Source organism: Streptomyces sp. NPDC018263 (genome assembly GCF_055562575.1).
This window is the reverse complement of sequence record NZ_JBVHFA010000001.1, coordinates 604,984-626,686: the sequence shown is the minus strand read 5'-3', so window position 1 is coordinate 626,686 and position 21,703 is coordinate 604,984. Positions and strand designations below refer to the sequence as shown.

19 protein-coding genes are annotated in these 21,703 nt (G+C 71.7%); 9 read left to right on the top strand and 10 right to left on the bottom strand.

What is annotated here, in order from left to right:
• Positions 1-4: 4 nt before the first annotated feature.
• Positions 5-622 (top strand): OmpA family protein, encoded by a 618-nt coding sequence (locus ACZ3HQ_RS02860; RefSeq protein ID WP_467507390.1) that lies wholly within the window; start codon positions 5-7, stop codon positions 620-622.
• 4 nt (positions 623-626) lie between these two features.
• Here ACZ3HQ_RS02860 and ACZ3HQ_RS02855 read toward each other — a convergent pair whose 3' ends face one another.
• Positions 627-983, bottom strand: coding sequence for a DUF192 domain-containing protein (locus tag ACZ3HQ_RS02855; protein WP_467507388.1), 357 nt, complete (start codon positions 981-983; stop codon positions 627-629).
• An 81-nt stretch (positions 984-1,064) separates the two neighbouring features.
• Here ACZ3HQ_RS02855 and ACZ3HQ_RS02850 point away from each other — a divergent pair, with 81 nt between their 5' ends.
• From ACZ3HQ_RS02850 to ACZ3HQ_RS02825, 6 genes are all read left to right on the top strand, one after another.
• Entirely contained in the window at positions 1,065-1,541 is a 477-nt protein-coding gene (locus ACZ3HQ_RS02850; RefSeq protein WP_467507386.1) for a GNAT family N-acetyltransferase, read from the top strand.
• A 32-nt stretch (positions 1,542-1,573) separates the two neighbouring features.
• A complete protein-coding gene (locus ACZ3HQ_RS02845; protein WP_467507384.1) occupies positions 1,574-2,368 on the top strand; it encodes a methyltransferase domain-containing protein in 795 nt (264 codons plus the stop codon).
• 386 nt (positions 2,369-2,754) lie between these two features.
• On the top strand, positions 2,755-3,528 hold the full coding sequence (locus tag ACZ3HQ_RS02840) for an isoprenyl transferase (protein ID WP_467507382.1): 774 nt from the start codon (positions 2,755-2,757) through the stop codon (positions 3,526-3,528).
• A 342-nt stretch (positions 3,529-3,870) separates the two neighbouring features.
• Positions 3,871-5,196, top strand: a complete 1,326-nt coding sequence (locus tag ACZ3HQ_RS02835) for a PhoH family protein (RefSeq protein WP_467507380.1) — start codon at positions 3,871-3,873, stop codon at positions 5,194-5,196.
• Between the two features lie 400 nt (positions 5,197-5,596).
• On the top strand, positions 5,597-6,313 hold the full coding sequence (locus ACZ3HQ_RS02830; protein ID WP_135783927.1) for an aggregation-promoting factor C-terminal-like domain-containing protein: 717 nt from the start codon (positions 5,597-5,599) through the stop codon (positions 6,311-6,313).
• A gap of 153 nt (positions 6,314-6,466) precedes the next feature.
• Positions 6,467-7,819 carry an AI-2E family transporter gene (locus ACZ3HQ_RS02825; protein WP_467507971.1) on the top strand — a complete coding sequence of 451 codons (1,353 nt, stop codon included), beginning with the start codon at positions 6,467-6,469 and terminating at the stop codon, positions 7,817-7,819.
• A gap of 22 nt (positions 7,820-7,841) precedes the next feature.
• Here the strand turns inward: ACZ3HQ_RS02825 and ACZ3HQ_RS02820 are convergent, their stop codons facing one another.
• Together ACZ3HQ_RS02820 and ACZ3HQ_RS02815 are read right to left on the bottom strand one after the other, a co-directional pair.
• Complete coding sequence (locus ACZ3HQ_RS02820; protein WP_467507378.1) at positions 7,842-8,375, bottom strand: alkyl hydroperoxide reductase; 534 nt, start codon at positions 8,373-8,375, stop codon at positions 7,842-7,844.
• A gap of 3 nt (positions 8,376-8,378) precedes the next feature.
• The gene (locus tag ACZ3HQ_RS02815) at positions 8,379-8,933 is read right to left on the bottom strand and encodes a peroxiredoxin (RefSeq protein ID WP_030806994.1); all 555 of its coding nucleotides are present in this window, start codon (positions 8,931-8,933) and stop codon (positions 8,379-8,381) included.
• A gap of 135 nt (positions 8,934-9,068) precedes the next feature.
• On the opposite strand from ACZ3HQ_RS02815, the gene ACZ3HQ_RS02810 reads away from it, so the two are divergent.
• The gene (locus tag ACZ3HQ_RS02810; RefSeq protein ID WP_467507376.1) at positions 9,069-10,037 is read left to right on the top strand and encodes a hydrogen peroxide-inducible genes activator; all 969 of its coding nucleotides are present in this window, start codon (positions 9,069-9,071) and stop codon (positions 10,035-10,037) included.
• A 4-nt stretch (positions 10,038-10,041) separates the two neighbouring features.
• Here the strand turns inward: ACZ3HQ_RS02810 and ACZ3HQ_RS02805 are convergent, their stop codons facing one another.
• From ACZ3HQ_RS02805 to ACZ3HQ_RS02795, 3 genes are read right to left on the bottom strand one after another with little or no spacing between them, the layout of a single operon-like run.
• Positions 10,042-12,387, bottom strand: a complete 2,346-nt coding sequence (locus ACZ3HQ_RS02805) for an ABC transporter permease (RefSeq protein ID WP_467507374.1) — start codon at positions 12,385-12,387, stop codon at positions 10,042-10,044.
• Positions 12,384-13,073, bottom strand: coding sequence for an ABC transporter ATP-binding protein (locus ACZ3HQ_RS02800; RefSeq protein ID WP_467507372.1), 690 nt, complete (start codon positions 13,071-13,073; stop codon positions 12,384-12,386). The genes ACZ3HQ_RS02805 and ACZ3HQ_RS02800 overlap by 4 nt, the downstream gene beginning before the upstream one ends.
• On the bottom strand, positions 13,070-13,594 hold the full coding sequence (locus ACZ3HQ_RS02795) for a PadR family transcriptional regulator (RefSeq protein ID WP_467507370.1): 525 nt from the start codon (positions 13,592-13,594) through the stop codon (positions 13,070-13,072). The genes ACZ3HQ_RS02800 and ACZ3HQ_RS02795 overlap by 4 nt, the downstream gene beginning before the upstream one ends.
• Positions 13,595-13,827: 233 nt before the next feature.
• On the opposite strand from ACZ3HQ_RS02795, the gene ACZ3HQ_RS02790 reads away from it, so the two are divergent.
• Positions 13,828-16,179 carry a transglycosylase domain-containing protein gene (locus tag ACZ3HQ_RS02790; protein WP_467507368.1) on the top strand — a complete coding sequence of 784 codons (2,352 nt, stop codon included), beginning with the start codon at positions 13,828-13,830 and terminating at the stop codon, positions 16,177-16,179.
• A gap of 76 nt (positions 16,180-16,255) precedes the next feature.
• On the opposite strand, the gene ACZ3HQ_RS02785 is transcribed toward ACZ3HQ_RS02790, so the two are convergent.
• The 4 genes from ACZ3HQ_RS02785 to ACZ3HQ_RS02770 form a co-directional block, all read right to left on the bottom strand.
• Positions 16,256-18,334, bottom strand: a complete 2,079-nt coding sequence (locus ACZ3HQ_RS02785) for an ATP-binding SpoIIE family protein phosphatase (RefSeq protein ID WP_467507366.1) — start codon at positions 18,332-18,334, stop codon at positions 16,256-16,258.
• Between the two features lie 295 nt (positions 18,335-18,629).
• Positions 18,630-19,319 carry a cytidylyl-2-hydroxypropylphosphonate hydrolase gene (fomD, locus tag ACZ3HQ_RS02780; RefSeq protein ID WP_467507364.1) on the bottom strand — a complete coding sequence of 230 codons (690 nt, stop codon included), beginning with the start codon at positions 19,317-19,319 and terminating at the stop codon, positions 18,630-18,632.
• A 94-nt stretch (positions 19,320-19,413) separates the two neighbouring features.
• On the bottom strand, positions 19,414-20,802 hold the full coding sequence (locus ACZ3HQ_RS02775) for a class II fumarate hydratase (protein ID WP_467507363.1): 1,389 nt from the start codon (positions 20,800-20,802) through the stop codon (positions 19,414-19,416).
• A 104-nt stretch (positions 20,803-20,906) separates the two neighbouring features.
• Positions 20,907-21,686 carry an SDR family NAD(P)-dependent oxidoreductase gene (locus ACZ3HQ_RS02770; RefSeq protein WP_467507362.1) on the bottom strand — a complete coding sequence of 260 codons (780 nt, stop codon included), beginning with the start codon at positions 21,684-21,686 and terminating at the stop codon, positions 20,907-20,909.
• Positions 21,687-21,703 lie beyond the last annotated feature (17 nt).

Sequence of the window (21,703 nt, the reverse complement as noted above, 5' to 3'; positions counted from 1 at the left end):
CCCCGTGACCCCACCCCGTCTCGCCCGCCTCCTGGCCATCACCGCGGCCGCGGCCCTGCTCACTCCGCTGGCGCCCGCGCACGCGGACGGTCCCAGTGAACCGCCCGGTACGGAGCCGAGTGCTGCCGCGCCCGTGGAAGTGGACCTCACCGACCCGGACCTGAAGCTGCCGGAGGGCGCCACGCTCGCGGGAGCGAAGGTGCTGGACATCAAGTCGGTCGTCGAGGACCAGAGCGGCGAGGAACGCCGCGAGGACACGAACGCCGACGTCACCTTCGCCCTCCAGGCGGAAGTCCTCTTCGGCAAGGACAGCGCCAAACTGAGCCCCGAGGCCCGCGCCCGCATCACCGCCATCGCCGAGGAGATCGAGAAACAGAAGGCCACCCGCGTACGCGTCTTCGGCTTCACCGACAACCTCGGCTCCTCCGCCCACGGCGACGTCCTCTCCAAGCGCCGGGCCAACGCCGTACAGGCCGTACTCGACCAGGACCTCAACGCCCCCGACGTCACCTTCGAGGTACGCGGCTACGGCGAGCAGTACCCCATCGCCGACAACTCCACCGAAGCGGGCCGCAAGAAGAACCGCCGAGTGGAGGTCTCCTTCCCCCGCACCGCCCAGTAGCGGCTTACCCCACCGAAACCGACACCCCCGCCACCAGCCCCCACCCGGCCATCACCCCGGCCCCGGCCTCCAGAACGTGCCGGGACCGGAGGCGGGGCAGTCCCAGCCGGCCCGGTGGCATCGTGCGTACCGCCAGCACGCGCAGCGAACGGTCCAGGTATGCCACGTCGATGGCCATCCGCATCCCGAAGGTGTGCACACTCGCCGCCGGTGACAGCAGCAGCGCCCCCTCGACCGCGTCCCGCCCGAGCAGCCCCCGGGTCCGCGCCCGGTAGGACACCGCCCGCTCCAGCGGCACGCACACCTCGCCGCCCTGCCGATGGACCGTCAGAGTCCCGTGTCCGTCCCGCCAGCGCGCCATCCGGCCCCACCTCCGCCGGGACCGTACCCACCCTCCACAGGCCGCACGCGGTTGTCAGTGCCCCCTGCCACACTCCGGACCATGACCGCCGAGACAGAAGACGTACGCCTGCGCGGCGTGACCGAGGACGACCTCGAGATCTTCCTCGCCTTCGAACACGACCCGGAAGCCGTCCGCAGATCCCGCTTCACCCCGCGCCCCCGTGACGCCTTCCTCGCCCACTGGCGCACCCGCATCCTCCCCGACCCCGACTGCCTGGTCCGCACGGTCACCGTGGACGGCGAGGTCGCGGGCAACGTCGTCTCCTGGACGCAAGGCGGCAGACGCTTCGTGGGCTACTGGCTCGGCCGCCGCTACTGGCGCCGGGGCACAGGCAGCCGCGCCCTCGGCCTCTTCCTCACCGAGGAGCCCGTACGCCCCCTGCACGGCGACCCCTTCGCCGGCAACACCGCCTCGGTCGCCCTGCTGGAGAAGCACGGGTTCGTGCGGAGGGGGGAGCCCGACGAGGAGGGGTTCGTCCTGCTGGTCCTCGACGCCCCGGCCGCGAAAACCCCGTGACGCCGGGCCACCCGCTCCAGAACCATGCCCCCATGGACAGGGATTTCGAGGAGCTGGTGGCCGAGGGTGCCGCCGTGCCCACCGACGGCTGGGACTTCTCCTGGTTCGCGGGCCGGGCCACCGAGGAGCGGCCGGAGTGGGGCTACGCCCGTTCGGCGGGGGAGCGGCTGGCGCGGGCGCGGGCGGCGCTCGACATCCAGACCGGCGGCGGCGAGGTGCTCGACTTCGCGCTGAAGCAGGCCGCCCCGGCCCGCCCCGCCCTGCTCGCGGCCACCGAGGGCTGGCCCCCGAACGTGGCGGGAGCGACCGCACTGCTCGCCCCGCACGGCGCGGTGGTCGTCGCCGCACCGGACACCGCGCCCCTGCCCTTCGCCGACGCAGCCTTCGATCTGGTCCTGAGCCGCCACCCCGTGGCCCCGGACTGGCCGGAGATCGCCCGGGTGCTCCGGCCGGGCGGCACCTACTTCGCCCAGCACGTCGGACCGGCGAGCGCGTTCGAGCTGGTCGAGTACTTCCTCGGGCCCCAGCCGGAGGCGGTGCGCGGGGGCCGGGACCCCGGGCGGGAGCGCGCGGGGGCCGAGGCGGCCGGGCTGGCGGTCGAGGAGCTGCGGACGGCGCGGCTGCGCATGGAGTTCCATGACATCGCCGCCGTCGTGCACTTCCTGCGCAAGGTGGTCTGGATGGTGCCGGGCTTCACCGTGGAGACGTACAGGGACCGGCTGCGGGCCCTGCATGCGGAGATCACGGAGGGCGGGCCGTTCGTGGCGCACAGCACGCGCCACCTGTTCGTGACCCGGAAGCCGGCCGCCGACAGGGCCGTCGCTTAGCGGAATGGTCAAGTCACCGTTCGTCGGCGGGGTCGTCCGTCGGAGGGACCCTGGAGCGAACGCGCGGGGGTCGCTGAAGTGGCGTAAAAACCTGATGATCGTTCGCTGAGAGGACGGATCGCCTGGGAATCCGGTGTGAACCGGCCACCGGATACCCCTGAACCAAGCATTCCGCGCTCACCACGGCGTCGCCGGGTGACTCCGCAGCGTAGTTGTGGCGCGCCGGGGCACGCTTCTGCCCTCACGAAGGGTTATGGTGGAAACCCCCCCTCGGGCCGGTCCGTCTCCCCCCCCACGGACCGGCCCGTTTTTCTTGGGCGCGCGCCGCGCGGGTAGGCTCGGCGTCCGCGGGAACCGCAACCGCGGCGTTTTGGAGGGGCTCTCACGTGAACCTGCGCGACAAGCTGCGCGGCCTGCTGGTCAGGGTCTACGCACGCCGGGTGGAAGGTCACCTGGACCACGCGTCGGTGCCGGAGCACATCGGCGTCATCATGGACGGCAACCGCCGCTGGGCGAAGGCCGCGGGTTCCAGCACGGTCCACGGCCACCGGGCCGGCGCCGAGAAGATCGAGGAGTTCCTCGGCTGGTGCGACGAGACCGACGTCAAGGTCGTCACCCTCTGGCTGCTCTCCACGGACAACTTCGACCGGCCGCAGGACGAGCTGGGCCCCCTCCTGGACATCATCGACGGTGTCGTGCGCACCCTCGCCGAGGACGGCCGCTGGCGCGTCCACCACGTCGGCACCCCCGACCTGCTGCCCGCCGGGATGCAGCGAACCCTCAAGCAGGCCCAGGAGAGCACCGCCCACGTCGACGGCATAGTGGTCAACGTCGCCATCGGCTACGGCGGCCGCCAGGAGATCGCCGACGCCGTGCGCTCCATGCTGGCCGACGCCCAGGACAAGGGCGTCAGCATGGCCGAGCTGGCCGAGTCCGTGGACGTCGACATGATCGGCCGCCACCTCTACACCGGCGCCCAGCCCGACCCCGACCTGGTGATCCGCACCAGCGGTGAGCAGCGGCTCTCCGGATTCATGCTCTGGCAGACCGCCCACTCGGAGTACTACTTCTGCGAGGTCTTCTGGCCGGCCTTCCGCAAGGTCGACTTCCTGCGTGCCCTGCGCGACTACGCCGCCCGGCACCGCCGCTACGGCGGCTGACCCCACCGGAGCCCGGCGGAGCCCGGGCGAGGGGGCCACGTCTACCCGCCCTCGCCCGGAAGTAACAAGGAGTTCACCGGCCTGCCGGTGGCCGCTTCTGCATGGTCACCCGCGTTCGAGGGCATAACGCTCTCAGGCCGACGCCCGAACCACGGGCGTCGGACTCAGCGGGCGGCACGGGGTCGCCCGCCCGGGAGGTCCTTTGCACCAGCCCGACCGTGCCTCGCGTGCACGGCAGCAGTGGCGGAGGGCCGGTCTGCGGCCCGCCGCGCGCGGGGACCACAGACCGGTCCAGTTCCACCTCGTCGCTCCCCGACCTCATCCGAGGGGGTACGTCCTTCCGTGGTGACCAGCACAAAGCGCCACAAGCCCGACCGGCGCACCTATGTTCTCGACACCAGCGTCCTGCTGGCCGACCCCAACGCCGTGACCCGGTTCGAGGAGCACGAGGTAGTGCTCCCGATCGTCGTGGTCACCGAGCTGGAGGCCAAGCGGCACCATCCCGAACTCGGCTACTTCGCCCGCCAGGCCCTGCGCCTGCTGGACGACTACCGGGTCAGGTACGGCCGACTCGACGCCCCCATCCCGATCGGGGAACTCGGCGGGACCGTCCGTGTCGAGCTCAACCACTCGGACCCCAGCGTGCTGCCCAGCGGCTACCGCCTGGGGGACAACGACTCCCGCATCCTCGCGGTGGCCCGGAATCTCCAGGCCGAGGGGTTCGACGTCACCGTCGTGTCGAAGGACCTGCCGCTCAGGATCAAGGCGTCCTCGGTCGGCCTGCTGGCCGAGGAGTACCGCGCCGAACTCGCCATCACGGACTCCTCCGGCTGGACCGGCATGTCCGAGCTGACGCTCCCCGGTGAACAGGTGGACATCCTCTTCGAAGAGGGCCATGTGTTCGTCCCGGAGGCGTCCGGGATGCCCGTGCACACCGGACTGACCATCCAGTCCGAGCGCGGCAAGGCACTCGGCCGGGTCACCCCGGACGGCAATGTCCGGCTGGTGCGCGGTGACCGGGAGGCGTTCGGCATCAAGGGCCGCAGCGCCGAGCAGCGCATCGCGCTCGACCTGCTGCTCGATCCGGACGTCGGCATCCTCTCCATGGGCGGCCGCGCGGGCACCGGCAAATCGGCGCTGGCGCTGTGCGCCGGCCTGGAGGCGGTCCTGGAGCGCCGTCAGCACCAGAAGGTGATGGTCTTCCGGCCGCTGTACGCGGTCGGCGGGCAGGAACTCGGCTATCTGCCGGGCAGCGAGTCGGAGAAGATGGGCCCCTGGGCCCAGGCGGTCTTCGACACGCTCTCCGCGGTCACCAGCCGGGAGGTCATCGAGGAGATCACGGCGCGCGGGATGCTGGAGGTCCTCCCGCTCACCCACATCCGCGGCCGTTCGCTGCACGACGCCTTCGTGATCGTGGACGAGGCGCAGTCGCTGGAGCGCAACGTGCTGCTGACGGTGCTCTCCCGGATCGGCGCCAACTCGCGGGTGGTGCTCACCCATGACGTGGCGCAGCGGGACAACCTGCGTGTCGGCCGCTACGACGGCGTGGTGGCCGTCGTGGAGAAGCTGAAGGGGCACCCGCTCTTCGCGCACGTCACGCTGAACCGGTCCGAAAGGTCCCAGATCGCGGCGCTGGTGACCGAAATGCTGGAGGACGGCCACATCTGACCCGTCCTCGGACAACCACGGGCGCCGCCCGGCGAAGCCGAAGAGCTTAGCCGGGCGGCGTCTGCGTGCGCGGGTATTTCCTGAATTCCCTTGGGCCAAACGAGGTGTGAGCTTTCACACGCAACCCGGAATTGCCACTCGCCGCCGGGTTACGGCAGAGTCTCAGTCCTGTCAGGCCCCGCATACGACACACCTGTACCCCGAGGCACGTTCCAGCCCCCCGGCAGGCGCGATCCACGGAGCAAGTCGCCAACTCCATAGCGTCGTCGTATGCCGCCCGAGCATCACGCGGCGCTCCCCGTGCGGGAGTTCCCACCGGGCCCGTGTCTCCTGTGACCCTTCAGTTGGGAGGCCAGTGTCGGGGGCACGATTGCGTCCGCCACGGTCACCGAAGCGGGCGATGCTGGAAGGAAACCGTGTGAGCCGGATTTCGGTCCGGGGATTCGCAGTGGCCTCCGCCACCGCGGTCACCGCCGTAGGAAGCGTCGTCGGAGTTGCCTCGGGCAGCGTCGCGCAGAACAATGACGCCGAGCCGACGGCTGCCGACACCACGCTCCTCGCTGAGCTCCCCGCGGATCAGCAGGCGCAGGTTCAGACCGCGTCCCTGACGCAGCAGGCGGACGCGCAGGCCATCGCGGCCGACGCGAGCGCCAAGAAGGACGCGGAGGCAGCGGCCCGCAAGGCCGCCGCCGAGACGGCCATCGCCAAGAAGAAGGACGCCGAGAAGGCGGCCGAGCTGGCGAAGGAGCGTGCCGAGACCAAGGCCGCCGCCGCCAGCCGCAGCGATGTCCGCGACGCCTCCAGCTTCGCTCCCCAGAGCAGCTACTCCGTCGCCCAGATCCAGGCCATGGCCCGTCAGATGGTGGGCGCCGGCCAGTTCCAGTGCTTCAGCAACATCGTCGACCACGAGTCGAGCTGGAACTACCGTGCCGTGAACGCCTCCTCCGGTGCCTACGGCCTCTTCCAGGCCCTGCCCGGCTCCAAGATGTCCTCGGTCGGCGCCGACTGGCAGACCAACCCGGCCACCCAGATCAAGTGGGGCCTCAACTACATGGACAGCCGCTACGGCAGCCCGTGCGAGGCGTGGACCTTCTGGCAGGCCAACCACTGGTACTAGAGCCGGGTCCTGACACCGGCCGCGCGCAGCCCCTCCCCCTCACGGGGTGAGGGGCTTTCGCCATGTACGGTCGTCCTCGCACGGCTCCGCCGCGTGACGAAGCGCGCCGGAGTGGGCCAGTAACGCGGGGGAAGGGTACGGAACATGACGCGAATGCCAGGATGGCTCGGACGGCTCGGTGCCGGACTGACCGAGATGAGCGAGCGCCTGGACGAGCGCCGCGCCGAGGTCCAGAAGGAACACGCCGGACCCGAGGGACCGCCCGAGGCGGTGTCCGTACCCGCGCCCCGTCCGGCCCCGCCCGCCCCGCGCCCCGACCCCGCGCACGCCGTGCCGTGGGGAGTGCGGGTCGCGGCCGAGGCGGGCTGGCGGCTGCTGGTGCTGGCCGGCACGGTCTGGGTGCTGATGAGGGTCATCAGCGCCGTCCAGCTCGTGGTGTTCGCCTTCGTGGTCGCCCTGCTGGTGACCGCCCTGCTCCAGCCGACCGTGGCCCGGCTGATGCGGTACGGCATGCCGCGCGGTCCGTCGACGGCGCTGACCGCCATATCGGGCTTCGTGATCATCGGGCTGCTCGGCTGGTTCGTGACCTGGCAGGTCATGGAGAACATCGACACCCTCTCCAGCCAGATCCAGAACGGCATCGACGATCTGCGCAACTGGCTGCTGAAGAGCCCGTTCCACGTCACCGACAAGCAGATCAACCAGATCGCCAAGAACCTCCGCGAGGCCGTCGGAGCCAACACCGACCAGATAACGTCCGCCGGTCTGGAGGGAGTCCAGGTCGTCGTCGAGGCGCTGACCGGCATCCTGCTGGTCTTCTTCTCGACGCTCTTCCTGCTCTACGACGGCAGGCGGATCTGGGAGTGGTTCCTGAAGCTGGTGCCCGCCGCCGCCCGTCCGGGTGTGGCCGGTGCCGGTCCGCGCGCCTGGGACACCCTGACCGCCTATGTGCGCGGCACGGTGCTGGTCGCGCTGATCGACGCCATATTCATCGGCCTCGGCATCTACTTCCTCGATGTGCCGATGGCGGTGCCGCTGGCGGTCTTCATCTTCCTGTTCTCGTTCATCCCGCTGGTCGGCGCGGTCGCCTCCGGCGCGCTCGCCATCGTGGTCGCGCTGGTGACGCAGGGTGTGTTCACCGCGCTGATGACGCTGGTGGTGGTGCTCGCGGTCCAGCAGATCGAGGGCCATGTCCTCCAGCCGTTCATCCTGGGCCGGGCGGTGCGGGTCCACCCGCTCGCGGTGGTCCTCACGGTCGCGGCCGGCGGCATGGTGGCCGGCATCGGCGGCGCGGTGGTCGCCGTTCCGCTGGTGGCGGTGACGAACACGGTGGTGGGGTACCTGCGGAAGTACTCGGCCGAGCAGGACTGGCCGGCGACGGAGATCGGGGACCCGGCGGCCGCGGCGGCCGGGGACGAGAGCGCCGTCCCGGCCGAGACGGCGCCGGTCGGCACCGCCCCCGAGGACACCCGCGAAACCACCGAAGGCCCCGCTCAGCAGGTGTGAGCGGGGCCTTCGGGCGGGGGTACTACTCGGCCAGGACGGCCTCGGCCTCAAGGGTGACGCCGACCGCCTGGATCACCGAGGCGATCTTGAACGCCTCCTGGATCACCTCGCGCTCGACACCGGCCTTGCGGAGCACCTGCTCGTGCGAGTCGAGGCACATGCCGCAGCCGTTGATCGCGGAGACCGCGAAGGACCACAGCTCGAAGTCGACCTTGTCGACGCCGGGGTTGCCGATGACGTTCATCCGCAGCCCGGCGCGCAGGGTGCCGTACTCGTGGTCCGACAGCAGGTGCCGGGTGCGGTAGAAGACGTTGTTCATCGCCATGATCGCGGCGGCGGACTTGGCCGCGTCGTACGCCTCGGGCGAGAGGTTGGCCTTCGCGTCCGGCTCCAGCTCACGCAGCACGATGGGGGAGCGCGAGGCGATCGCGGTCGCCAGCACGGTGCCCCAGAGCTGCTGCGCGGGGAGGTCGGAGTTGCCGATGACCGAGCCCAGGTTGAGCTTGAGGTCCTTGGCGTAGTCCGGGACGCGGGACTTCAGCGAGTCGAGGGACACGGGTCACTCACCCGCCAGCAGCGCGACCGGGTCGAGGGTCTCGTCGCCCTTGCTCCAGTTGCACGGGCACAGCTCGTCCGTCTGGAGAGCGTCGAGGACCCGCAGGACCTCCTTGGGGTTACGGCCGACGGAGCCGGCGGTCACCATGGTGAACTGGATCTCGTTGTTCTGGTCGACGATGAAGACGGCGCGCTTGGCGAAGCCGTCCTCGCCCTCGATGCCCAGGTCGCGCATCAGCTCGTGCTTGGAGTCCGCCATCATCGGGAACGGCAGGTCGGTCAGGTCCGGGTGGTCCTTGCGCCAGGCGTGGTGGACGAACTCGGAGTCACCGGAGAAGCCGAGGACCTGCGCGTCACGGTCGGCGAACTCGTCGTTCAGCTTGCCGAAGGCCGCGATCTCGGTCGGGCACACGAAGGTGAAGTCCTTGGGCCACGCGAAGACGATCTTCCACTTGCCCTCGTAGGTCTTGTGGTCGATCGTCTCGAACTCCTTGCCCTTCTCCAGCGAGACGCAGGCGGTCAGTTCGAACTCGGGGAACTTGTCACCGACAGTGAGCACGTGCTCTCCTTGCAGCGCGGGGACACCCCAGCTTGCGGGATGTCTCCCATGGGTTGGACTGGGCCGATGGTGGCACAGGGTGGATTGATTAGTGAAATAGCTACACTCGGCCTGGTTGATCGGAGGTGGCTATCAGTGACCATCAGTAGCGGCAAGCGGAAGCAGCCGACCCTGGCGCAGTTGCGCGCCTTCACCGCGGTCGCCGAGCACCTGCACTTCAGGGACGCGGCCGCCGCCATCGGGATGAGCCAGCCCGCGCTGTCCGGGGCGGTCGCCGCGCTGGAGGAGACCCTCGGCGTGGCCCTGGTGGAGCGTACGACCCGCAAGGTGCTGCTCTCGCCCGCCGGCGAGCGGCTCGCGGTGCGGGCCAAGGCGGTACTGGCCGAGATGGGCGCGCTGCTGGAGGAGGCCGAGGCGGTACGGGCGCCCTTCACCGGGGTGCTGCGGCTCGGCGCCATCCCGACCGTCGCCCCCTATCTGCTGCCGACCGTGCTGCGTCTGGTGCACGAGCGCTATCCGCAGCTCGACCTCCAGGTGCACGAGGAGCAGACCGCCAGCCTGCTGGAGGGCCTGCACTCCGGACGGCTCGACCTGCTGCTGCTCGCGGTGCCCCTCGGCGTGCCCGGAGTGAGCGAACTCCCGCTGTTCGACGAGGACTTCGTGCTCGTCACCCCGCTCGGCCACGAACTCGGCTGCCGCAGCGGCATCCCGCGCGAGGCGCTGCGCGAGCTGAATCTGCTGCTGCTGGACGAGGGGCACTGCCTGCGCGACCAGGCGCTGGAGATCTGCCGGGAGGCCGGCCGGGAGATCCGGGGCGGGGGCGCGGCCCCGGTCACCACGACCGCCGCCGGGCTCTCCACCCTGGTCCAGTTGGTCGCGGGCGGCCTCGGCTGCACCCTGCTGCCGCGCACCGCGATACGGCTGGAGGCGACCCGCGGCAGCAAGGTCCTCACCAGCTCCTTCACGGCCCCGGCCCCCAGCCGCCGGATCGCCCTCGCCATGCGCACGGCCGCGGCCCGCTCCGCCGAGTACGAGGAGCTGGCCGCGGCCCTGCGCGAGGCGATGAGCCCCCTGCCCGTACGGATCGTGGGCACGGCGGACTGACGGGTTACTCGGTGCGCAGCCCGTCGGGGCGGGTCATGCGGAGCAGGGGCGGCAGGGTGAGCAGGGTGACCGCGAGGACGACGGCCGCGCCGACGCCGGTCAGCGCCAGGACCTCGGGCCAGACCACGGTCACCTCGGCCGCCGACATCCGCAGCAGCACCGCGCCCAGGCCCACGCCCACCACCGAGGCCAGCAGCAGGCCGAGCGCGATCGGGAGCGCCGACTGCCACAGCACCGACAGACCGAGCGTGCGGCGCCGGGTGCCGAACGCGACCAGCGCCGACAGCAGCCTGCGCCGTTCGCGCAACTGCTCCAACTGTGAGACCAGCAGGCTCGCCCCGATCAGCACCAGCACGCAGGAGGCGCCGATCAGCATGCCGGTGCGCAGCGAGGCGTACCGGGCGGACGTCTCGGTCGGGGTCACGGCCATGATGTCCGCGACCGGGTCGACCCGCGCGGCGGTGTTGCGTACGTACTCCTGCACGTCCGGCAGCGCCTGGTCCATGCGTACGAAGATCTCGCCGGACAGCGCCGGTTCGGCCGCCGCCGGGAGCGCGGCCGGGGTGACCAGCAGGCCGTTGGCGCGGGGCATCAGCGAGTCCTCGCGGGCCGTGGCCCAGCGCAGGTCCTTCGGGACGGTGATCGGCACCGAGAGGCCCTCGATCTCGGCGTACCCGGGGTCGATGTAGGCGTCGTGACCGGGGCGCAGCACGGCGTCGCGGGACGAGCGGTCGAAGTCGGTGCCGTACTCCGGACTGGCGAGGGCGAAGGTGTCGCCGTCGCGGCAGGACGGCAGGTGCGCCAGCTCCCGCAGCGAGGCGCAGTCGCCCACGACGAGGTCGAGCGCGGCACCGGAGTCGCGCGGCTTCTCGCCGAGCGAGGCGGTGGCCAGACCCACCGAGGCCCGCACCCCCTCGGTCCGGGCGACCGCCGCGGCGGCCGGGCCGACCCGCGTGTGGTCGGACAGGGCGATCTCCAACTGGGCGCGGGCCGGGTCTTTCCCGGTGTTCTTCTCGTACTGGCCCTGCACGCCCGCGAACAGCATCTGGAGCGCGATGGCCCCGGCCACCGCGACCGCGACCCCGTTGACCGTACGGGCGGCCGTACCGCTGCTCAACTGGAGTCTGCGCACGGCCAGTTGCCAGGACAGCGGGCCCGGGTCGAGCCGGGCGACGGCGCGTTCCACCAGCCAGGGCAGCAGGGCGGTGACGCCGGTCAGGAGCAGCAGGACACCGGCGATGACGAGGTACTGGTTGAAGTCCCCGTTCGAGTGGCCCTGGCCGGTCATGGGGTAGAGCAGCGCCAGGCCGGCCAGCGGCAGCAGCAGCCGCCACCACAGCCGGCGCCGGGCGGGCACGGCGGTGCGGACCACGCCGAGCGGCTCGATGACCACCCCGCGCATGGCCAGCAGCGTGACCAGCACCGCGCACGCCGGCACCGCGAGCGCGACCAGCAGGGCGAGCAGGGGAGAGGGGTCGAGGTAGGCGGGATAGAAGCTCTCGCCCATGACCGTCACCGAACCGGCGAGCTGCCGTCCGGCCAGGAAGAGGCCGGTGCCGATGACCAGTCCGATCAGCGAGCCGGTCAGCGCCTCGCCCGCCGCGATCCGCCGGGTGGTCCGGCTGTCGGCGCCCACCAGCCGCAGCGCGGCCAGCCTGCGGTCGCGCCGTTCGCCGCCGAAGCGCACGGCGGCGGCAATGAACACCGCGACCGGCATCAGCAGCACCACGAACACGACCAGCACCATCATCAGCAGCACCGGGTCGGCCTGCGCAGTGTCCGGCTGCAGGTCGCCGAACGCGCGCAGCCGCTCGGTACGGGCACCCCCGGCCTTCGGCTTCAGGCCCTCGGCGCCCGCGTAGTAGACGAGTTCGCGCGGGCCGAGCAGCCCCTTCGCGCCGATGGTCCCGGTGATCCGGTACGGCAGCCGCTCGCGCAGCAGCTTCGCGTCGCCGGAGGCGAGGAGTTCGCCCAGCGCGGGGGAGACCAGCATCTCGCCCTTGGCCGGGAAGCTGTCGATGCCCGGCGGCAGCGGGGCCTTAGGGCCCTCGGGTTCGAGGAGGCGGCCGCGAACGGACGTGGTCCGCCACCAGGTGCCGGTGTCCGCGAGCAGCAGGGTGTCGTCGCCCTTGGGGAGCGGGTGCACGGCGAACGTGTAGTCGGCGCGCGCCTCCTCCACCGCGTGGCGCGCGGAGACGACACCGGGCAGTGCGGTGGTGAGCAGCAGCAACGCCACGCCCATACCGACGCCGACCGCGGTCAGCGCCGTACGGACCCATCCCTCGCGCCCCCCGGTCACGGCGAACCGGGCCCCCATCCCCAGGTCGCGGGCGTACTGCCGCACGCTCATGCGCTGTGCTCCATGTCCCGTGACCGGCCGTCGCGCACGACGATCTCGCGGTCGGACCAGGCCGCCACCCGTGCCTCGTGGGTGACGAGGACGACGGCGGCGTTGGCCGAGCGGGCGGCGTCGGTGAGCAGTTCCATCACGCGCTCGCCGTTGAGCGAGTCCAGCGCGCCGGTCGGCTCGTCGGCGAACAGCACCCGGGGCCCGGTGACCAGCGCCCGTGCCACCGCGACCCGTTGGCCCTGGCCGCCCGAGACCTCGCCGGGCCGCTTGCGCCCGAGGTCGGCCACTTCCAGGCGCTCCATCCAGGTGAGCGCGGCCCGCTCGGCCTCCTTGCGCGGGGTGCCGTTCAGCCGCAGCGGCAGCGCCACGTTCTCCACGCAGGTCAACTCCGGGACGAGCTGGCCGAACTGGAAGACGAAGCCGAACTCGCCGCGCCGCAGCGCGCTGCGCTCGGTGTCGCTCATCGTGGTCAGCTCGCGTCCGGCGTAGGTGATCGAACCGGAGTCGGGGCGGACGATCCCGGCGAGGCAGTGCAGCAGGGTGGACTTGCCGGAGCCGGAGGGGCCCATCACGGCGACGACCTCACCGGGGTGGACCGAGAAGGCGGCGCCGTCGAGCGCGGCGGTGGGACCGTAGGACTTGCGCAGGTCTCGGGCGACGAGCAGGGAGCCGTCGGGCGGGGTCATGCGACCACCTCCGTGCGCAGTCTGTCCAGGCGTGCCGCGGTCAGTTCCAGCCATCTGAGGTCGGCCTCCAGATGGAACAGGGCGTGGTCGCAGATCAACTGGTCGGCCAGGTCGCCCTTGCGCTTGCGGTCGGTGAGCACGCGCATGGTGCGCAGGTGCTCGGCGCGCTGGGTGTCGAGGACGTCGGCGGCGTCGCGGTGGGTCAGCAGGGCCAGTACGACCTTGGTGTACAGGGTCGAGCGGAGGTAGTCCTCCGGCTTCTCCGGGCTCGCGAGCCACTGCTCGACGTCCGTGACGCCGGCGTCGGTGATGGCGTACCGCTTCCGGTCGGGCCCGTCGCCCGCCTCGATGCCGTCGACCTCCACGAGGCCGTTCTTCAGCAGCCGGGACATGGTCGCGTAGACCTGCCCGTAGGCGAGCGGCCGGTCGTGGCCGAAGGTGTCGTCGAAGGCCCGCTTGAGGTCGTAACCGTGCCGGGGGCCGGACTCCAGGAGTCCTAGAAGGGTGTGACCGATGGACATGGCGAGCACTCTACACACGGTGTATACCCCCGGTTCATAGGGGGTGCGGAACGGGCAACTCCGCTTTTTCGGGCGTCTCCGAGGGCAACCTTGAACCCTTCCTGCCCGTCGGTTCCTTTGGGGTGGGTGCTCATTCTCACGTCCGTAAAAGAGTGGATCGGGCGCTCTTTGTCGCATAGAGGGGTGTTAGCTTTCGGAGCTGACCCCGAGACGGAAGCGGAGCCAAGGGACCCATGGGACGAGCGGACGAGAGACGAGCGCGACAGCGCGGCGGCCACCGCGCGGCACCCGGACGCCGTTCGGCAGCCCCGGCCTCCGAGTCGTCCGAGGGCACCGGCGGCAAGCCCGCCAAGGGCCGAATACGCAGGCTCTTCACCTGGAAGAAGATCCTCGGCACGGTCTTCGGTCTCTGCCTGCTCTGCATGGCCGGCTTCGCCGCGCTCTACCTGTCGGTCGACGTGCCTGCGGGCAACGTGGCCGCCCAGCGGCAGAGCAACGTCTACAAGTACAGCGACGGCACCGTCCTCGCCCGCGACGGCGAGGTCAACCGCGAGATAGTCGACCTCTCCAAGGTGCCGCGCAAGGTGCAGCTCACCTTCGTCGCCGCCGAGAACAAGTCCTTCTACACCGACCCCGGCGTAGACCTGAAGGGCACCGCCCGCGGCCTGCTCAACACCCTCGCGGGGCGCGGCAAGCAGGGCGGCTCGACCATCACCCAGCAGTACGTCAAGAACTACTACCTGAGCCAGGACCAGACCGTCTCCCGCAAGCTCAAGGAGATGGTCATCTCGCTGAAGGTGGAGCGCGAGAAGTCCAAGGACGAGATCCTCGCCGGCTACATCAACACCAGCTACTACGGCCGCGGCGCCTACGGCATCCAGGCCGCCGCCCAGGCGTACTACCACGTCGACGCCCAGGACCTCACGGTCCAGCAGGGCGCCTACCTCGCCGCGCTGCTCCAGGCCCCCAGCCAGTACGACTGGTCCACCGCCACGCCGACCGGCAAGCGGCTGGTCACCGACCGCTGGAACTACGTCCTGAACAACATGGTCAAGGAGCACTGGCTCGACGCGGGCAAGCGCGCCGCCCTGAAGTTCCCGGTGCCGAAGGAGCCCAAGGGCGCCCCCGGCATGGACGGGCAGAAGGGCTACCTGGTCTCGCTGGCCAACTCCCAGCTCCAGAACCAGATCATGAAGCAAGAGGGCATCTCCCGCTCCGAGGCGGAGGCCAAGGTCCACGAGCAGGGCTGGACCATCACCCTCAACGTCGACCGCAAGAAGCAGGCGGCGCTGGAGAAGTCGGTCAGGACCCAGCTCACCAGCAAGCTGGAGCCGAAGCAGCGGCCCGTCGACGCCGACGTCCAGGCCGGCGCGGTCTCCGTCGACCCGAAGACCGGCCGGATCGTCGCCCTCTACGGCGGCAAGGACTACTACGACCACTTCTTCAGCAACGCGACTCGCCGCGACTACCAGCCCGCCTCCACCTTCAAGCCGGTCATCCTCGCGGCCGCGCTGGAGCACGGCGCCACCACCCAGACCGGCACGCTCATCGGCGCCGGCACCGTCTACGACGGCACCAGCCGCCGCCAGGTCCTCGACCACGGCTCCCGCGTCGGCTTCGCCCCGCCCAACGAGGACGACGCCGACTACGGCCCGATCAGCGTCCAGACGGCCATGAACAAGTCCGTCAACTCCGTGTTCGCGCAGATGGGCGTGGACGTCGGCATGGACAAGGTGATGGACACCGCGAAGCGGCTCGGCATGGACACCGAGGGCATGCAGGCGGTCCCCGCGCAGACCCTCGGCTCCATGGGCGCGAGCCCGCTGGAGATGGCGGGCATGTACGCCACCCTCGACAACCACGGCCGCAAGGTCACCCCGAGCATCATCAAGTCGGCCGAACAGCAGGGCCGTACGGTCCAGTTGCCGAGCCCGGTCGGCGAGCGGGTGCTCGACCGGACCACCGCCGACACCGTGACATCCGTGCTCACCGGCGTCGTCGACGACGGCACCGCCCGCCAGTCCGTGGCCAACAACCCGCTGCGGGCCGGGCAGCAGGTGGCGGGCAAGACCGGTACCTCCGACTGCGACCGCTCGGCCTGGTTCACCGGCTACACCCCCGACCTCGTCACCTCCGTCGGCCTGTTCGGCGAGGCGCACAAGGACGGCGGCACCGGCTGCGAGGGCGAGAAGGTCAAGCGGTTCGCCCATGTCTCGCTCAAGGGCGCCATGGGCGGCGGCCGCGTCAACGGCGGCGGGCCCCCGGCCCAGATCTGGGCGGCCTACACCTTCGGTGTGACCCGGCAGGCCGAGTTCGACCTCGACACCACCCAGGGTGCCGCCGTCGCCCCGACCCCGCCGCCGACCCCCAGCGAGACGCCGTCCCGGACGCCGTCGGAGACCCCGAGCAGCGAACCGCCGACCTCCGAACCCCCGTCCGAGACGCCCAGCGAGACCCCGAGCGAGACACCGACCTCGGAGCCTCCCACCCAGAGCCCGAGCCAGACGCCGACCACCCAGCCGCCGTCACCGGGCTTCACCCCGCGCAACCCGTTCGACCCGAAGCCGCGGGACGACGGCCAGTAGGACCTCGGCGCACGCGAAGGGCGCCCGGCATCGTGCCGGGCGCCCTTCGCGTCGTACGGGACGGAGTCGGCGGGGATCAGCCGCCGTGCAGCTCGAACCAGACGACCTTGCCGACGCTCAGCCGGGTCGCGCCCCAGCGCCGGGCCAGCTTGTTGACCAGGTACAGGCCCCGGCCGCCCTCGTCGGTGGCGCGCGCCTGGCACAGCCGGGGGAGCTGCGGCACGTCGTCACCGACCTCGCAGCGCAGCACGTCCGTGCGCAGCAGCCGCAGGGTCACCGGACGCGTCGTATAGCGCACCGCGTTGGTGACCACCTCGCTGACCAGCAGCTCGACCGAGTCGGTGAGGTCCGCGAGGCCCCAGTCGGCCAGTGCCTCGCGGGCCAGCCGGCGGGCCTTGCCGGGTGTCGCGTCCTCCGCGTCCAGCGTCCAGTACCGCACGTCGCCGGACGCGATGCCGTCGAAGCGGGCCGCGAGCAGGGCGATGTCGTCGTCCCGGTCGCCGGGGCCGAGCATGTCCAGCACCTCGTCGCACAGCGCCTCCAGCGGCGGCGGGTGGTCCGGGCCGGTCAGTTGCGCGGTCGCCGTCAGCCGCTCCCGCAACTGCTCTATGCCCGTCCACACGTCCCGCAGCCGGGACTCCACCAGGCCGTCGGTGTACAGCAGCAGCGTGGCCCCGGCGGGCGCGTCCAGTTCGACGGCCTCGAAGTCCACCCCGCCGACGCCGATCGGCGCGCCCGGCGGTACCCGCAGTACCTCGGCGGTGCCGCCCAGGTGCAGCAGAACCGGCGGCGGATGGCCGGCGTTGGCGATGGTGATGCGGTGCGCGACGGGGTCGTAGACCGCGTACATGCAGGTCGCCATGCGGTCGGTGCCGAGCCGTTGGGCCTGCTCGTCCAGGTGGTGCAGGACCTCCTGCGGGGGCAGGTCGAGACCGGCCAGGGTCTGCGCGGTGGTGCGGAGCTGGCCCATGATGGCGGCCGAGGTCATGGAGTGGCCCATCACGTCGCCGACCACCAGCGCCACCCGGCTGCCGGGCAGCGGGATCGCGTCGTACCAGTCGCCGCCCACCCGCGCGGTCTCCGCCGCGGGCAGATAGCGCGAGGCCAGCCGCACACCGGTGGGGTGCGGGAGGGTCTCGGGGAGCATGGTGCGCTGCAACTCGTCGGCGATGTACGCCTCGCGGCCGTACAGCACCGCCTTGTCGATGCCGAGCGCGCTGTGCGTGGCGAGCTGCGCCGCCACCAGCAGGTCCTCCGCCTCGAACGCCAGGCGGTCCGGGCGGCGCAGGAACACCGCCGCGCCGATCACCCGGCGCCGTCCGCGCAGCGGCGCGAGGATCGCCCGCTGTCCGGACGGTACGAGCGCCTCGCCGTCCTCACCGAGCAGTTCCGGCAGCGCGGCACGGGCGGCGGGGGAGTCCGCGAACACCGGGCGCACCCCGCGCAGCACCTCGTTCAGCGCGCCGCCGGGGCGCACCTCGCACAGCTCGGCGGTGAGCGCGGCCGGGCCCGAGAGCGCGGCCAGCGCCGCCGCCTCGGCGTCCGGCTCCGGGAACGCGGGCGGCAGCAGCAGGCCCTCGGTCTCCCGCTCGTCCGGAATCCGGTCGGTGCGGCGCAGCCGCAGCACCACCGGCCCGGTGGGCCGCTCGTCGCCGACCGGCAGCGGATCGCGCAGATAGACCAGGATCGCGTCGGAGAAGGTGGGCACGGTGGCGCGGCACAGGCCCATGACGATCTCGTCCAGGTCGAGACCGCGGGCGATGCGCCGGGTGGCCGCGCCGACGAACCGCAGCCGGTCGCCGTCACGGCGCATCGGCATCGGTCGTCCGGGCGGGCCACCGCGGCCGGTACGCCGCTCCTGGCCGCCCGGTGCGCGCTCCTGCTCGGCGCCCGGCTGGGCGGGAATGGACTCCGGCGCCGGCCGCGGACGGTGTTCCCCCACGCTGGACTTCGCGCGCGCGGGAGGTTCCCCCATGGGCTCGGCGGCGGCAGGCTGCGAGTGCTCAGGGCCGTTGACTGGGCGCTCCTTCTTCTGGTTCTTCCCCGTGCCCTCGCCGCCCCGGGTCTGGGCCGGTGCGCCCAGCAGCGCCCCGCGCACGGCGGGGTCGACGCCCGGCTGGGGGCGTCCGCAGGAGGAAGTGGGCTGCTCCGTCACGCGTGTCGAATCCGTCCGTCCGGGGCTGCGCGGCGGGCGCGCAGGAGATGCCGCCGAAGTCCCGATACCCGGATTACGTGCCCCAGGAACGGAATTCCCGCGTGGTCAGGGGCGGTTTCCGCCGAGCGGGTGAACCCCGCGCCGGCCGCGCCGCCGCCCGCCTCGTACCCCTCGCTCACGTGCTGCCGCCCCTCGGTGACATATGGTCAGGCTCTGCGCAGACTCCGGTAGTTGTACCTCGGTGCCCTTGCGGAGGACGATCCTACGGTTGTGGTCCGGGGGCGCATCAAGGGTCTCATGAGGACACGTGCGCGGGCGTACGGTCCCAGTCCTCCGGAAGCGCGGGCACCGACCAGGACGGGTCGGGCCGCCAGTGCTGCCAGCCGTCGGTGTAGGGGGAGCCCCACGCCTCGATCACCTCCACCGCCCGCCGTCCCGCCGACTTCACCCGCCCGGCGGTCTCCGCGTCCATCAGGCCGTCCCGCTGGGCCTGGGCGAACTCGTCCTCGTCCCGCCAGTGCCAGGTGCGGTCCGGGTGGACGGAGATGTCCAGGAAGTGGTCCTCGGAGTCGACCCCGCCGGCCCAACGGGCGAGCGGCTGCTCCAGGTTGACGTACCAGTTCTTGAAGCGCCAGCCCGGTTCCCAGAACAGCCACACCGACCAGGGTTCGCCGGGCCGGGCCAGCTTCAGCACGCCGGTGCCGAACCAGCGGTCCCGCCGCACCACGCGCGGCTTGGTGTAGCGGGACTCCAGCGGCTCCAGGTGGACCGGGGTGCCGTCGGCGAGCGCCGGCTTGACGCACTCGGTGCCGGGGGCCAGCCATACGGCGAGCAGGTCGGCGTCGTCCCGGACGACGGTGACGGGACGCGCGATGTGGAACGCGTCGCCCGCGTTCTCCCGGTACCGCCACAGGATCGGGGTGCCGGGCGTCCAGTACGCCGTAGGGGCCGCTTCCGCTCGTCTCACCGCTTCGTCGTCCGTCATGGACAGATATTAGGTGCCGGAAGCACCCGGTGCTGCGGTGCGCGTCACCCTTCCGGACAGGTGGCGGGAAATCAGCGGTGCCGTTCGCCGGGCGTCACGGGCGCGTCATCCGCAGGACATCCAGCGCCTCGTCCAACTGCTCCAGCGTCAGGTCGCCGCGCTCCACGTAGCCCTCCTCCAGCACCACTTCACGGATCGTCTTCCGCTCCGCGAGGGACTTCTTGGCGATCCGCGCGGCCTCCTCGTAGCCGAGGTAGCGGTTGAGCGGGGTCACCACCGAGGGGGACGACTCGGCGTACTCGCGGGCGCGGTCGCGGTCGGCGGTGATGCCGTCGACGGTGCGGTCGGCCAGCAGGCGGGAGGCGTTGGCCAGCAGCCGCACCGACTCCAGCACGTTCTTCGCCATGACCGGGAGCATCACGTTCAGCTCGAAGTTGCCGGCCGCGCCGGCCGTGGCGATGGTGGCGTCGTTGCCGATGACCTGGGCCGCGACCATCAGCACCGCCTCCGGGACGACCGGGTTGACCTTGCCCGGCATGATGGAGGAGCCGGGCTGGAGGTCGGGCAGGCGGATCTCGGCGAGGCCGGTGCGCGGGCCGGAGGACATCCAGCGCAGATCGTTGGCGATCTTCGTCAGGCCGACCGCGACGGTGCGCAACTGCCCGCTGGTCTCCACGATCCCGTCGCGCGCGCCCTGCGCCTCGAAGTGGTCGCGGGCCTCGGTGAAGGGCAGCCCGGTCGCCCGCGCCACCTCCTCGATGACGGCCGCCGAGAAGCCGGGCGGCGTGTTGATGCCGGTGCCCACCGCCGTGCCGCCGAGGGGGAGTTCGGCCAGCCGGGGCAGCGAGGCACGCAGCCGCTCCACGCCGTACGTCACCTGCGCCGCATAGCCGCCGAACTCCTGACCCAGGGTCACGGGGGTCGCGTCCATCAGGTGCGTGCGCCCCGCCTTCACCACGTCGGCGAACTCCTCCGCCTTGCGGGTGAGGGCGGCGGCCAGGTGTTCCAGGGCGGGGATCAGGTCGTGGACCACGGCGGCGGTGGCCGCGATGTGGATCGAGGAGGGGAAGACGTCGTTGGACGACTGGGAGGCGTTGACCTGGTCGTTGGGGTGCACGTCCCGGCCCAGGCGCTCGCCGGCGAGGGTGGCGATGACCTCGTTGGCGTTCATGTTGGAGGAGGTGCCGGAGCCGGTCTGGAAGACGTCCACCGGGAAGTGCTCGTCCCAGGTACCGGCCGCGACCTCCTCGGCGGCGCCCTGGATCGCGTCGGCCACGTCCCGGTCCAGCACGCCGAGATCGGCGTTCACCTTCGCCGCCGCGCCCTTGATCCGGGCCAGCGCCTCGATGTGCGCGCGCTCCAGACGCTGCCCGGAGAGGGGGAAGTTCTCGACGGCGCGCTGGGTCTGCGCGCGCCACTTGGCGTGGGCGGGGACGCGGACCTCGCCCATGGAGTCGTGCTCGGTGCGGTACTCGTCGGTCATACCCGGTACAGCGAACGGGGGCGCCGTGATGTTCCTGGGCAGGGCCGGACGGGTCTTCAGTGCACCCGCTTCTCAGCGAACCCGCTTTTCAGCGCACCCGCTTTTCAGTGCACCGAGAAGCCGCCGTCCACGAAGAGGGACTGGCCGGTGACGTACCCCGAGGCGCGGCTCGCCAGGAAGACGGCGGCGCCCGCGAAGTCCTCGGCGAGGCCGTTGCGCCCGACCATCGTCCGCGCGGCCAGCGCGGCCACCTTCTCCGGGTCGGACGACAGCCGCGCGTTGAGCGGCGTCATCACGAACCCCGGCACCAGCGTGTTGACGGTGACGCCGTACGGCGACCACTCCTCGGCCTGGGAGCGCGCGAGCGACTCCAGCGCGCCCTTGGACACCCCGTACGCCCCCGAGCGGACGAAGGCGCGGTGCGCCTGTTGGGAGGAGATGTGGATGATCCGCCCGAAGCCCCGCTCGGCCATGCCGGGCCCGAACCGCCGGCTCAGCAGATGGGGCGCGGTGAGGTTGACGGCGAGGGTGAGGTCCCACTCCTCGTCGCTCAACTCGCTGAAGGGCGGCCGCAGATTGATCCCGGCGCAGTTGACGAGGATGTCCGGCTCCCCGAACACCCCGGCCACCTCCTCGGCGGCAGCCCGCACCCCGTCCCGCGTACTGAGGTCGGCGCTCACCCACCCGGCACGGCAGCCGAGTTCCGCGAGCTGGGCGCGGGTCGCCTCCAGCGCCTCCTCGCCCCGAGCCACGACCACCACCGAGGCCCCGGCCCGCGCCAGCGCCTCGGCGATCGCCCGCCCGATGCCGGAGCTGCCCCCGGTGACGACGGCGACGCGGCCGTCCAGCGCGAACAACCCGGAGAGATAAGCCTCGGTAGTCATGCGGGCACCCTAGGGGG